10 protein-coding genes are annotated in these 12,724 nt (G+C 66.5%); 3 read left to right on the top strand and 7 right to left on the bottom strand.

Annotated features, from left to right (window positions below):
• Positions 1-185: 185 nt before the first annotated feature.
• The 3 genes from N0B51_RS09000 to N0B51_RS08990 all read left to right on the top strand — a co-directional run bounded on the left by N0B51_RS09000 (position 186) and on the right by N0B51_RS08990 (position 3,906).
• A complete protein-coding gene (locus N0B51_RS09000) occupies positions 186-2,279 on the top strand; it encodes a prolyl oligopeptidase family serine peptidase (RefSeq protein ID WP_259961991.1) in 2,094 nt (697 codons plus the stop codon).
• A gap of 221 nt (positions 2,280-2,500) precedes the next feature.
• The gene (locus N0B51_RS08995; protein WP_259961990.1) at positions 2,501-3,028 is read left to right on the top strand and encodes a hypothetical protein; all 528 of its coding nucleotides are present in this window, start codon (positions 2,501-2,503) and stop codon (positions 3,026-3,028) included.
• Positions 3,029-3,150: 122 nt separating this feature from the next.
• A complete protein-coding gene (locus tag N0B51_RS08990) occupies positions 3,151-3,906 on the top strand; it encodes a hypothetical protein (protein WP_259961989.1) in 756 nt (251 codons plus the stop codon).
• Positions 3,907-3,909: 3 nt separating this feature from the next.
• Here N0B51_RS08990 and N0B51_RS08985 read toward each other — a convergent pair whose 3' ends face one another.
• The 7 genes from N0B51_RS08985 to N0B51_RS08955 all read right to left on the bottom strand — a co-directional run bounded on the left by N0B51_RS08985 (position 3,910) and on the right by N0B51_RS08955 (position 12,689).
• Positions 3,910-4,527: a trimeric intracellular cation channel family protein gene (locus tag N0B51_RS08985; protein WP_259961988.1), complete on the bottom strand. Its 618-nt coding sequence runs from the start codon at positions 4,525-4,527 to the stop codon at positions 3,910-3,912.
• Between the two features lie 10 nt (positions 4,528-4,537).
• The gene (locus N0B51_RS08980) at positions 4,538-4,966 is read right to left on the bottom strand and encodes a hypothetical protein (protein WP_259961987.1); all 429 of its coding nucleotides are present in this window, start codon (positions 4,964-4,966) and stop codon (positions 4,538-4,540) included.
• Positions 4,967-5,028: 62 nt separating this feature from the next.
• Positions 5,029-5,724 (bottom strand): PepSY domain-containing protein, encoded by a 696-nt coding sequence (locus N0B51_RS08975; protein ID WP_259961986.1) that lies wholly within the window; start codon positions 5,722-5,724, stop codon positions 5,029-5,031.
• Between the two features lie 20 nt (positions 5,725-5,744).
• On the bottom strand, positions 5,745-7,073 hold the full coding sequence (locus N0B51_RS08970; protein ID WP_259961985.1) for an amidase family protein: 1,329 nt from the start codon (positions 7,071-7,073) through the stop codon (positions 5,745-5,747).
• A 48-nt stretch (positions 7,074-7,121) separates the two neighbouring features.
• Complete coding sequence (gene lpdA / locus N0B51_RS08965) at positions 7,122-8,522, bottom strand: dihydrolipoyl dehydrogenase (protein ID WP_259961983.1); 1,401 nt, start codon at positions 8,520-8,522, stop codon at positions 7,122-7,124.
• 10 nt (positions 8,523-8,532) lie between these two features.
• Complete coding sequence (odhB, locus tag N0B51_RS08960; RefSeq protein ID WP_259961982.1) at positions 8,533-9,834, bottom strand: 2-oxoglutarate dehydrogenase complex dihydrolipoyllysine-residue succinyltransferase; 1,302 nt, start codon at positions 9,832-9,834, stop codon at positions 8,533-8,535.
• Positions 9,835-9,845: 11 nt separating this feature from the next.
• Positions 9,846-12,689, bottom strand: a complete 2,844-nt coding sequence (locus tag N0B51_RS08955) for a 2-oxoglutarate dehydrogenase E1 component (RefSeq protein ID WP_259961981.1) — start codon at positions 12,687-12,689, stop codon at positions 9,846-9,848.
• Positions 12,690-12,724 lie beyond the last annotated feature (35 nt).

The following is a 12,724-nucleotide window of genomic DNA, read 5'->3' as shown; positions in this document are numbered from 1 at the left end:
GGAAACCTCCGGCCCTTTTGCATTGGCGGATCGCGATCGATTGAAACCGCTCCAAAAGAGGTTACATCAGCAAGCAGTCGCAGATTCCAGGTACCTTCATGACCCTACGCTTCACCGCGCTACTCGGCGCCGTTTCGTCGCTTGCGCTTGCCATTCCCGCCGCTGCCGAACCATCCGGAGCCACGATGTCCGCCACAGCCGCCACGCCGATCGCGTATCCCCCGACCGAACGCGCCGACACGGTCGAGATGATCTTCGGCGAGGAAATCGCCGATCCCTATCGCTGGCTCGAGGCGGACGTACGATCGGACGCGAAGGTCGCGAAGTGGGTTGCCGAGCAGAACGCCGTGACCGAGGCCTACCTGGAGACCCTACCCGGTCGCGACTGGTTCAAGGCGCGCATTGCCGAGCGGATGGATTACGAGCGTTTCGGCCTGCCGCACCGGTACGGCAGCCGCTATTTCTACACCCGCAACACCGGCCTGCAGAACCAGAGCCCGCTCTTTGTCCAGGACGGGCTCGACGGCCCGCGACGCGCGCTGCTTGACCCCAACGGCTGGGCCAAGGACGCGGCAACTGCGCTGAGCGACTGGCAACCGTCGCCCGACGGCAGCAAGCTCCTCTACAGCGTCCAGGACGGCGGAACCGACTGGCGCATCCTGAAGGTGCTCGACGTCGAGAGCGGCGAGGACACCGGCGACGAGATCCGTTGGGCCAAGTTCACCGGGCTTTCCTGGGTGGGCGAGGAAGGGTTTCTCTATTCGCGCTTCCCCGAGCCGGAAGAGGGACAGGATTTTCAGGCGCTCAACTACAGCCAGGCGATCTATTACCACGCGCTCGGCACCCCGCAGAGCGAGGACCGGATGGTCTTCTCGACCCCCGATTTTCCGGAGCGCGGTCACTATGCGACCGTGTCCGACGACGGCCGCTGGGCCTTTGTCACCTCGTCAACAGGGACCGACTCGCGCAACGAGCTGCAGGTCATTGACCTGTCCCAGGCCGAACAGTCCGGATGGGCATTGCGGCCGCTCGTCACCGGTTTCGACAACGAGTGGACGCCGATCGACACCGTTGGCTCGGTTCTTTACCTCAAGACCAACACGGACGCGCCGACGTATCGGCTCGTCAAGGTCGACCTCGCAGCCGATGTGCCGGTCTTCGAGACCGTCGTCGAAGCGCGGGCCGAACCGATCGATTCCGCGTCGATCGTCGGGGACAAGCTTGTCGTCAGCTATCTCAAGGACGCCGCGAGCCGCGCCGAGGTGTTCGCGCTCGATGGAACCCCCGTACGCCAGATTGACCTCGGTGGGCTCGGCACCGTGAGCGGCTTCGGCGGCCGGCCGGGCGATCCGGAGACGTTCTATGCCTTCTCCAGCTTCAACCAGCCCACCGCGATTTACCGGCTGGACCTTGCGAGCGGCGAATCCACCCCGTTCGCAATTCCCAAGCTGGCGCTCGACCCGGCGAAGTACGACGTCGGGCAGGTGTTCTACCCGTCGAAGGACGGGACGAAGATTCCGATGTTCATCGTCAAGCGCAAGGACGTGACCGCTCCCGCGCCGACCCTGCTCTACGGTTACGGCGGGTTCGACGTCTCGCTTACGCCAGGGTTCTCGGCCACCCGCATGGCTTGGATCGATGCCGGCGGCGTGTTCGCGCTCGCCAATATCCGCGGCGGGGGCGAATACGGCAAGGCCTGGCACGACGCGGGCCGCCTCGCCAACAAACAGAACGTGTTCGACGATTTTGTGGCGGCCGGCGAGTGGCTCAAGGCGAACGGCGTCACCACCAAGGACGGGCTCGCGATTGAGGGCGGTTCGAACGGCGGCCTGCTCGTGGGGGCGGTCCTCAACCAGCGGCCCGATCTCGTCGATGCGGCGCGTGCCGCGGTGGGCGTGATGGACATGCTGCGCTTCGACCGCTGGACCGCTGGCCGGTACTGGGTGGACGACTACGGCTACCCGTCAAAGGAAGCCGACTTCAAGGTCCTGCGATCCTATTCGCCCTACCACAACATCCGGTCGGGCATTGACTACCCTGCGACCCTGGTGACCACCGCGGATACCGACGACCGCGTGGTGCCGGGGCACAGCTTCAAGTACACCGCGGCACTCCAAGCCGCCGACGCAGGCGACGAGCCGCACCTCATTCGCATCGAGACGCGCGCCGGCCACGGCAGCGGCAAGCCGACCGACAAGGCGATCGCGGAAGGGGCGGACGTGCTGTCCTTCCTGGCTTACTGGACCGGCCTGAAGGTGCCTCCGACAGGCGGGGATTGAGCTAGCAACAACCGTGCCATGTTCAGTTTGGAGTCGTTTTATCTGAACAAAGGCTGCATTCGCAATTCAGGCTCGCCTCAATGGCGTCCCGCTACAACGGGATTGCAAGGCGAGGGATCGTCCCTCGCACAACATTGAGGTGAGCCATGAAAACCATTTCGAAAGCCCTCGTCGGAACTGTCGCGGCTGGCGCGATGGGTCTGGCTTCCGCATCCCCTGCGATGGCGCGAGACCGTCATGATGACGGTATCGACGCTGGCGACATCATCGCCGGCGCCTTGATTATCGGCGGCATCGCCGCGGTCGCGGGTTCCATCGGCAAGGACCGCAGTTATGGCGGAACCTACGGCGGGCCGTACTACGGCAACGATCGGTACGGCTACGGCAATGATCGCTACGGTTACGACTACAATCGATACGGCAACTCGCGTTCGGCGGTTGCGCAGTGCGTGAACGCGGCGCAGCGCGACTTGAGGCGGCGCGGCTTCCGCGGCGCGCGGGTCACCGATATCCGCGATATCGACCGCAAGCGTGACGGTTATCGCGTGCGCGGCACTCTTGTCGTCAACGAGCGCGGTGGCGGCTGGAACCGCGATTACAACTATCGCTACGGCGGCCGTGACTATGACTATGGCCGGTTCAGCTGCGACGTCCGCTATGGCCGGGTCGTCGACCTCGATTACAGCGGCCTGAAGAACTCGAGCCGCTACGGCTACCGCTACGGCTACAACAGCCGCTACGGCTGGTAAGCCGCGCGTCCAGATACCGAACCGACAGGCGGTTCAGGCTGTTGCAAGCCTGGGCCGCCTAGTCGTTTGCGGCGATGTGGGGTAGTGTGCCGCCACGTCCGTCCAGAGGGATCTTGCGCGCCATGGCTCATTCGCTTCGCTTCGCTTCTGCCGCGGCGTTTGCCGCGTGCGTGTCGATGGCCGCCGCGCCGCTTGCCGGGGCCGAAATGCCGGTGCCTGCCGCGCCCCTCGCGGTCACCGCCACCGGCGCGTTTGAGCCCGACAACGTGAACGCGCAGAATCACCGTCGCTGGTATCGCCGCGACCGCGTCGACGCGGGCGACGTGATCGGAGCCGTCGTGGTGCTTGGCGCGATCGCCGCCGTCGCCAGCGCGGCCAGTAATGCAAGCCGGCGCGATCGTGACTACCGCTATCCGCAGCGCTATCCCTATCCGGACCGTGATTATCGCTACGATTACCGCAGTCGCGCCGACGAGGGGCGTTTCGGCGACAGCCGCGGTCTCGACCGCGCGGTCGACATGTGCGCGCGCGAGGTAGAGCGCAACGCGCGGATCGAGAGCATCGACGGGGCCAACCGCACCGGTGCCGGCTGGGACGTGACCGGCCGCCTGCGCACAGGCGACGCATTCCGGTGTTCGATTGGCAACGACGGGCGTATCGAGGGCCTCGAGTACGGTGGCCCAGCGGACCTCGGGCGCGATCCGATCGGATCCGCTGAACCCGCCGCCGGGCAGTGGGACGAGGGCCGGTATGCCGCGGCCCGGGCAAAGCGGGATGGTGCGCCTGACTATCCGGGCGGCCCCCTTCCCGCAGAAGACCAACCCGGCGCGAACGATGACCGATATCAGACTGCCGAAGCCCCCGATTTCCCGGGCTGAGGTCTAGCGCCTGCCTTCGCGGTAGGCGGGCAGTGCAAGCTTCCAGCGGATCGCTGCGCCTCGGGCCGCAAACCCGGCGACCCAGGCAAGGGCCCAGGTCGCGGCGTCGGGCAGGCCACCAAGCGCACCCAGCACGGTCAGCACCGCTGACAGGGCCGCGGCGGTAACGTATATCTCCGGTCGCATGATGATCGAAGGCACGCCTGCGATCACGTCACGCACGACGCCTCCGGCGCAACCGGTCACCACGCCGAGCACGGCCGCGGGGGCCGGCGCGACGCCGAACGCGAGCGCCTTTGCCGTACCCAGCACCGCGAACGCCGCGAGACCTGCAGCGTCGGCCCATTCGAGCAACTCGTTTTCCCACCATCGCGTCGGAGTAAACCAGGCGACCAGCGCGGTGGCGAAGATCACCGGCGCCGCCCACGGCGAATGAAGCCAGAACGCCGGCACGCCGAGCAACATGTCGCGCAGGCTGCCGCCGCCGACCCCGGTCACCAGCGCGAAGAAGGCCATCGTCACGAACGTTTGCTGAAGGCGGGCTGCGAGCAGCGCCCCAGTCAGCGCAAAAACGGCGGTGCCGATCAGATCGAGCGCAGGAGGCAGGACGGGAGGGTTCATCGTCGCTGACTTATCCCGGCCAGGGCAACGGCGCCAGATCGGGTTCGACCCATTCGCGCCGGGCCTGCGATCCCATCAGCAGGTCTTCGCTCCAATACGCAAGTGGCCACCGCTTGTCGCCGAGCGGACCCTCCATCAGGGCGTCGAGGATTTCGCCCAGCGGCTTGCCGGGGTAATCCGCCAGCACGGCCGCCGCGCCGCGCAGGGACGCGCGGGTAATCGTTTCGTGGTAACCGCTGGTCTCGCTGTTCTCGACGCCGGTTGCGGCATTGTACGCACGGATGAGCGGCGCCATGCCCCCTCTCCGCGCGAGGACGTGCGGATGGGCAAGCAGCCACAAAGCGGCGGCGAAGTGCGCCCGGTGGGTCCATTCGGACTTGGGCAAGGTGCAGGCGAGCAAGCCGTTGGCGATCCGCTCGATGTCCGCCTCTGCGGTCATGAATCGTTTCTCGGCTTCAGCGATGCGCAACCGGACCCGTGCACAGCCATTCGCGCTACGTATCAGCCGCGCGCGGGGGCGGTGACGCGCGCCTTTCGGCGGCGGAACAGGAGGACGGTCCCAAGAAGCGAGCCGAAGATCGCGAGGATGCCGAACGTCACCGTCAGCGGATTGTGCGGCTGTTCGCGCGTTTGCAGGTCCATGATGTGGAGACCCCACATGAAATCGTAGAACCGCCACCAGCGCGTGCGCACCGCCTCGATCTCGCCGCTGGCGCGATTGATGTAAACGAACGTTCCGTCCTCGAGCGTGGCCTGCCACACGGGCGACGGTCGGCGAAAATCGAACGGGGTCTCGTCCGGCTCGAACGAGCGCATCGCGGTGATCTTGTCGCCCCCGCGGATCGAAGTGGCGATCGCCTCGCGCGCTTCCTGCTCGCTTAGCGCGGGGATCGGCTCGCCCGTCGTGGCATCGTAGCGCGACACGAGGCCGTTGGATGCGGTGACCAGCGTGACGGCCCGTCCGCGCTGGACGAAGCTGCGCATCTCCACGACGGGAGGCGCGGTATCAACAGGGAAGGGAATCGGTCGCGGACTGCCCTCCAGCGCGGGCCGCTGGTCCGGTTCAATGCGAAGATGCGTGCCGCGAACCTCCTCGATGGGCCGGACGACCATCAGCACGCCGCTTACCGTCCACAGCAGGAAGGGGACCGCGATCAGCCACCCGAGCCAAATATGCCAACGGGCGTAGCGTTGCATCCACCGTCCGCGCGCCATCGTCAGGCCCCCATCAACCTGCCGATTGCCCCGGCCGCGGCAATGCAGTCCATGTCAGCCCATTCCCTTCCGATGACTTGCATTCCGCAGGGCAACCCCCCGCTTTCCCCGACGGGGACGACCGTGCTCGGCAGGTTGGGGAACGTGGCGAGGCCTGCCCACGCCAGCGCGTCGCCGAACGCGCTGTCCTTGCCGTTGATCGTGATCCGCCGGTCGCGGATGGGCGTCGCGTCGTGCGGGTAGGCGACAAACGGCAGGGGCGGCGCAAGCACGAAGTCGTACGCAGCGAGCAGGTCCGCCCAGGAAAAACGGCACCGGGCCTGCTCATCGAGCAGGAGGTAGTATTCGGGCAGGCTCATCGCGGTCCCGTCGGGCGCGGGCTGCCCTCGGGCCATCGCGACGTTGAGCAGGCGCAGGTAGTTGGAGTGCTGGAGGGCGAGGTCGGGCAGCAGTTCGGAGGACCGCTCCACGCGCGCGCCCGCGCGTTCGATTTCGGCCAACGCAGTCTCGATCGGACCGCGCACCGAGGCGTCGATCTCGCTGACCGGATGATCGAGCACGGCGAGAAAACGCAATTCGGCAAGCGGCTTGGCATTGCGCGCAAGCGGTCTCTCGGCCGTCAGGTCAAGAAGCAGCGCGAGGTCGTCGGCCGAACGGGCGAGCGGTCCGGGTACCGAAAGCGGGCCCTCGTGCACGTCGCGGCCGGCGGCGGCCGGACTCGTGTGCCCGCGGCGACTGACGAGGCCGAACGTCGTCTTGTGTCCAAAGATGCCGTTGAAATGGGCGGGATTGCGCACCGAACTGCCGATGTCGGTGCCATATTCGACCGGCACCATGCCGCTGGCGACCGCGACGGCCGAACCCCCTGAGGACCCGCCCGAGACACGCGAATGGTCGAACGGATTGTTGGTCCGGCCGTATACCGGGTTGTTCGATTGCAGATCAGCCAGATCGGGCGGGACGTTGGTCTTGCCGACGATCACGGCGCCGGCGGCCTTGAGCCGCTCGACCACGCGCGAATCGCGCTGAGGCACGAAGTCCTTGAATTCCAGATGTCCGAACGTCGTCGGCAGACCCGCGACGTTGAAGCTTTCCTTGACCGTCATGGGGACGCCGAACAGGGCGCGGTCGCCTGGCGTCTCGCCGTCGAGAGCCCGGGCGACATCGCGCGCCCGGTCGAAATCGCGGACCACCACGGCGTTGAGCGGACCATCGAGCGCCTCGATCCGCGCGATGCACGCATCGACCGCTTCAAGCGGAGACAATTCGCGGGCCGCGATTTGCGCCGCCAAGGCGATGGCGGTGGGTTCGTCGGTCAGTTTCGGAATCATGCGGCCTCTCTCCCTCGGACCAAGAGATGCGCGCCTGCCGGCCTGCGGTCAAACGTGGATGGGCTTGCCTTGCACGGCCATCGCCGCTTCCTTGATCGCCTCGGAATGCGTGGGGTGGGCGTGACAGGTGTAGGCGATGTCCTCGCTCGTCGCGCCGAACTCCATCGCCAGCGCGGCTTCGGCGATCATCGTGCCGGCGACCGTCGCGATGCACCAGACGCCCAGCACCTTGTCGCTCTCGGCCTCGGCGATGATCTTCACGAAACCGTCAGGCTCGTGGTTGGTCTTGGCGCGGCTGTTCGCGAGCATGGGAAACTTGCCGACCTTGATCGTGTGACCGGCTTCCTTCGCCTCGTCCTCGGTCAGCCCGACACCGGCGATCTCGGGCCAGGTGTAGACGACGCCGGGGATCACCGCGTGGTTCACGATGCCGGTCTGTCCGGCGATGTTCTCGGCGCAGGCGATGCCTTCGTCCTCGGCCTTGTGCGCCAGCATGGGGCCGGGGATCACGTCGCCGATTGCCCACACGCCGTCGACCTTGGTGCGGAAGTCGTGGTCGGTCTCGATCTGGCCGCGCTTGTTCACCACGAGCCCGATTTTTTCCAGGCCAAGGCTCTCGGTGTTCGGTCGCCGCCCGATGGAGACGAGCACGCAGTCCGCCTCGATCGTCTGTTCGTCGCCGCCGGCCGACTTCTCGATCGTCAAAGTGGCTTTCTTCCCCTTGATCGTGCAGCCGGTGACCTTGTGGCCGAGCATCATCGTCATGCCCTGCTTCTTGAAGATCTTCGCGGCTTCCTTGCGCACGTCCATGTCCATGCCGGGGAGCAGCTGGTCGAGGAACTCGACGACGATGACTTCGGCCCCTAGCCGCCGCCACACCGAGCCAAGCTCGAGCCCGATCACGCCGCCGCCGATGACGACCATCTTCTTCGGCACCGCCTTGAGCTCGAGCGCGCCCGTCGAGTCCACCACGACCTGCTTGTCGTTGTCGACTTCGACGCCATTGAGCGGGGTGACAGATGAACCCGTGGCGATGATCACGTTCTTCGCGGTAACCTTTTCGCCCCCTACGTCGACCGTGTGCGGATCGATGAATGTCGCGTGGCCCTTCTTCCAGTCGACCTTGTTCTTCTTGAACAGGAACGCGATCCCGCCGGTGAGCTGCTTGATCGCGTCCAGCCGCTGCGCGTGCATCGCGTCGAGGTTCAGCTTCGGGGTGACCTCGACGCCCATCTTGGCCATCGTGCCGTTGGCCGCCGCGTCGAAGTACTCGCTCGCGTGCAGCATCGCCTTCGACGGGATGCACCCGACGTTGAGGCACGTGCCGCCGAGCGTCTCGCGGCTCTCCACGCAGGCGGTCTTGAGCCCGAGCTGCGCTGCACGGATCGCGGCGACATAGCCGCCCGGGCCGGCGCCGATGACGAGGACGTCGTAGTCGTATTCAGCCATTGTCTCTTCCTCAAAGGTCGATCAGCATCCGCATGGGATCCTCGATCGCCTCCTTGATCGTCTTGAGGGCGGTGACCGCCTCGCGCCCGTCGATCAGGCGATGGTCGTAGGACAGCGCGATGTACATCATCGGGCGGATGACGATCTCGCCGTCGCGGACGACCGGGCGGTCCTCGATGCGGTGAAGGCCGAGGACGGCGCTCTGCGGCGGGTTGATGATCGGGGTGGACATGAGCCCCCCGAAAACGCCGCCGTTGGAGATCGTGAAGGTCCCGCCCTTCATGTCCTCCATCGTCAGCGTGCCGTCCTTGGCGCGCTTGCCGAAGTCGGCGATGTCCTTTTCGATCTGAGCGAAGCTCTTGCGGTCCGCATCGCGCACGACCGGCACGACGAGGCCGTTCGGCGCGCTGACCGCGACCGAGATGTCGACGTAATCGAAGTAGACGATCTCGTCGCCCTCGATCTGTGCGTTCACGCTGGGAATGTCCTTCAGCGCGAGGCAAGCGGCCTTGGCGAAGAACGACATGAAACCGAGCTTGATGTCGTGCTTCTTCGCGAAGGTGTCCTTGAACTTCTCGCGCGCCTCGATGACCGCGGTCATGTCGACGTCGTTGAAGGTCGTGAGCAGCGCGGCGGTGTCCTGCGCGCTCTTCAGCCGCTTCGCGATCGTCTGGCGCATCCGGGTCATCTTGACCCGCTCCTCGCGCCGTTCGCCAGTCGCGGCGGGGGCGGGCGCGGGGCTCGGCGAAGGCGCGGGAGCGGAGGACGACGGCGCGGGGGCAGCCTTCGCCTCGGCCGCGGCGGCCAGCACGTCTTCCTTGGTGAGCCGGCCGTCCTTGCCGGTTCCCTTGATCGTCGAGGGATCGACGCCGTGTTCGAGCACCGCGCGGCGCACAGCCGGGCTCAGGGTCTGGGTCGCCTCGGGGTCGTGGACCTTCGCCTGCGCGGGAGCAGTGTCCTCGAGCGTGCCGTCGTCCTTGCGCTCATCCGACGCGGTCGAGGCGGGGGCAGGAGCTTGCTCCGCAGGCGCGGCGGCTTCGCGCGGCTCGACACTCGTGCTCTCGCCCGCAGCGACGTCGTCCTCGATCGTCGCCAGCAGCGCGCCGACTTCGACCGTTTCGCCGACCGCGACCTTCTGCTCGCCCATCACGCCGTTGACCGGCGAGGGCACCTCGACGGCGACCTTGTCGGTCTCGAGGCTGGCGATCGGCTCATCGACCGAGACCGGGTCGCCCGGCTTCTTGAGCCATTCGCCGACGGTCGCTTCGGTCACCGATTCGCCCAGCGTTGGGACTTTGACTTCCTTGGACATCTATCGCTTCCTCAGGCGGGTTTCTTCTTGGCGAGGCGCGCCGTGTTGCCGCGCAGGGCCTCGCCGCCATCGTTGAGGCCGAGCGCGAGCCCGACCAGTGCGCGCTGCTGTTCCTCGTGCCGCTTGGCGAAACCCGTCGCGGGCGACGCGGCGACCTCGCGGCCGGCGTAGACCGGGCGCATCCCTTCCTTGCCGGCTGCGGCGGCTGCCTGTTCGATCAGGCGGTCGACGAAGAACCACGCGCCGTTGTTGCGCGGCTCTTCCTGGCACCAGACGATCGTCTCGAGGTTCTTCATGCGCTTGATGCGCACGCTCAGCGGTTCGCCGGGGAAGGGATAGAGCTGTTCGATACGCACGACCGATACGTCATCGAGTCCTTCCTCGTCGCGCTTCTGGATCAGGTCGTAGGCGACCTTTCCGCTGCACAGCACGAGCCGGCGGACCTTGTCGTCGGCGATCTCGGTCGTGTCGCTGACGATCCGGCGGAAGTGGCTCTCGCCGGTGAACTCGTCCACCGGGCTTTTCGCCATCGGGTGGCGCAGCAGCGACTTCGGCGTCATGATGATCAGCGGCTTGCGGAACGGCCGCAGCATCTGCCGGCGCAGCACGTGGAAGTAGTTGGCAGGAACGGTGATGTTGCAGACCTGGATGTTGTCGTTCGCGCAGAGCTGGAGGAATCGCTCGAGCCGGGCGGACGAGTGTTCCGGGCCCTGTCCTTCGTAGCCGTGCGGCAGCAGCATCACGAGGCCGTTGGCGCGCAGCCACTTCGCCTCTCCCGCGGCGATGAACTGGTCGATGATGATCTGCGCGCCGTTGGAGAAGTCGCCGAACTGCGCCTCCCACAGCACGAGGGTCTTGGGATCGGCCATCGCGAAGCCGTATTCGAACCCGAGCACGCCGTATTCGGACAGCGGGCTGTCATAGACCTCGAACTTGCCGTGCGGCAGCTGGGTCAGCGGGATGTACTTGCGCTCGGTCTGCTGGTCGACCCACACCGCATGGCGCTGGCTGAAGGTGCCGCGGCCCGAATCCTGGCCCGACAGGCGCACGCCGTAACCCTCGGTGACGAGGCTGCCGAAGGCGAGCGCTTCGGCCGTCGCCCAGTCGAATTCGCCGCCGTTCGCGAACATCTGGCGCTTGGCGTCGAGCACCCGGCCCAGCGTCTTGTGGATCGTCAGATCGTCGGGGACCGTCGTCAGCGTGCGGCCGAGGCTGTCGAGCAGCTTGCGGCTGATCGCGGTCTCGACGTTGCGGCGCGCCTCCTCGGGATCGACGGGCTTGTTGAGGCCGGCCCAGCGGCCGCCGAACCAGTCGGCGATATTGGGCTTGTAACTGTCCGCCCCGTCGAATTCCTCGTCTAGGTGGGCGTTGAACTCGTTGCACATCGCGTCGGCATCGCCCGGCTGGACGACGCCTTCCTCGATCAGGCGCTTTTCGTAGATCTCGCTGACCTTCGCGTGGCTCCTGATCTTGGCGTACATCAGGGGTTGGGTGAAGCTCGGCTCGTCGCCCTCGTTGTGGCCGAAGCGGCGATAGCACCACATGTCGATCACGATGTCGCGGCCGAACCTCTGGCGGTACTCGATCGCCAGCTTGCAGGCGAAGGTGACCGCTTCGGGATCGTCGCCGTTCACGTGAAGGATCGGTGCCTGGACGCCCTTCGCGACGTCCGAGGGGTAGGGTGACGAACGGGCGAACTGCGGGCTCGTTGTGAACCCGATCTGGTTGTTGATCACGAAGTGCAGGCAGCCGCCGGTGTTGTATCCGCGCACACCCGAAAAGCCGAGGCACTCCCAGACGATGCCCTGGCCGGCAAACGCCGCGTCGCCGTGGATCAGTACGGGCAGGACCTGTTCGTGCTTTTTCAGGTCGTCGCGGATCGCCTGCTGCGCGCGCGCCTTGCCGAGGACGACCGGGTCGACCGCCTCGAGGTGCGAGGGGTTCGGGACCAGGCTCATGTGCACCTTGATCCCGTCGAACTCGCGGTCGGTCGAGGTGCCGAGGTGGTACTTCACGTCGCCCGATCCGCCGACGTCGTCGGGGTTCGCGCTGCCGCCGGAAAACTCGTGGAAGATGACCTTGTAGGGCTTTGCCATCACGTTCGCGAGGACGTTGAGGCGGCCGCGGTGCGCCATCCCGTAGATGATCTCGCGCACGCCGAGTGCGCCGCCGTACTTGATCACACTCTCCAGCGCCGGGATCATCGCCTCGCCGCCGTCGAGGCCGAAGCGCTTGGTGCCGACGTACTTCTTGCCGAGGTACTTTTCGTACTGCTCGCCGCGGATCACCGCGGCCAGGATCGCGCGCTTGCCCTCGGGCGTGAAGGTGATGACCTTGTCCGGGCCTTCGATCCGTTCCTGGATGAAGCGGCGCTCCTCGACGTCGGCGATGTGCATGTAGTCGAAGCCGACGTGGCCGCAGTAGTTCTTGCGCAGGATCCGCACGAGTTCGGTGATCGTCGTCCACTCGAGGCCGAGCGTGCCGCCGACAAAGACCGGCCGCTCGAGCGCGGCGCCGCTGAAGCTGTGGTACTCGGGCGTCATGTCGGCCGGCAGTTCGCGCTGGGACAGCCCGAGCGGGTCGAGATTGGCGGCCAAGTGTCCGCGCACGCGATAGGTCCGGACGAGCATCATCGCGCGGATCGAATCGCCCGCGGCCTGCTCCACCGCCTTGTCGTCCAGCGGCTTGCCGGCCTTCGCGGCGGCTGCCTTGATGGCGACCTGCATCGCAGTGGGGTCGAGCGCCTGGGTAAGGTCGTCCTCGCTTTCCCCGCCGACCACCGGCCAGCGCGCGTTGGCCCAGCTCGGCCCCGGTTGGGGGTCGTCGGGGAGAAAATCGTGTGTTTCGTTACCCATCGGGTGGCCTACCTTCACACAGGCAATGCCTGAAC

Origin of the sequence: Tsuneonella litorea, assembly GCF_025154015.1 — a bacterium.
Taxonomy (GTDB): Bacteria; Pseudomonadota; Alphaproteobacteria; order Sphingomonadales; family Sphingomonadaceae; genus Tsuneonella; species Tsuneonella litorea.
This window is presented reverse-complemented; position numbering and strand designations above follow the sequence as displayed.

Bases quoted from the DNA above. Each gene is read 5' to 3' on its own strand.
- odhB (WP_259961982.1), bottom strand. From the start codon at position 9,834: ATGTCCAAGGAAGTCAAAGTCCCAACGCTGGGCGAATCGGTGACCGAA.
- N0B51_RS08980 (WP_259961987.1), bottom strand. From the start codon at position 4,966: ATGACCGCAGAGGCGGACATCGAGCGGATCGCCAACGGCTTGCTCGCC.
- lpdA (WP_259961983.1), bottom strand. From the start codon at position 8,522: ATGGCTGAATACGACTACGACGTCCTCGTCATCGGCGCCGGCCCGGGC.
- N0B51_RS08955 (WP_259961981.1), bottom strand. From the start codon at position 12,689: ATGGGTAACGAAACACACGATTTTCTCCCCGACGACCCCCAACCGGGG.
- N0B51_RS08995 (WP_259961990.1), top strand. From the start codon at position 2,501: ATGGCGCGAGACCGTCATGATGACGGTATCGACGCTGGCGACATCATC.
- N0B51_RS09000 (WP_259961991.1), top strand. From the start codon at position 186: ATGTCCGCCACAGCCGCCACGCCGATCGCGTATCCCCCGACCGAACGC.
- N0B51_RS08975 (WP_259961986.1), bottom strand. From the start codon at position 5,724: ATGCAACGCTACGCCCGTTGGCATATTTGGCTCGGGTGGCTGATCGCG.
- N0B51_RS08970 (WP_259961985.1), bottom strand. From the start codon at position 7,073: ATGATTCCGAAACTGACCGACGAACCCACCGCCATCGCCTTGGCGGCG.
- N0B51_RS08990 (WP_259961989.1), top strand. From the start codon at position 3,151: ATGGCTCATTCGCTTCGCTTCGCTTCTGCCGCGGCGTTTGCCGCGTGC.
- N0B51_RS08985 (WP_259961988.1), bottom strand. From the start codon at position 4,527: ATGAACCCTCCCGTCCTGCCTCCTGCGCTCGATCTGATCGGCACCGCC.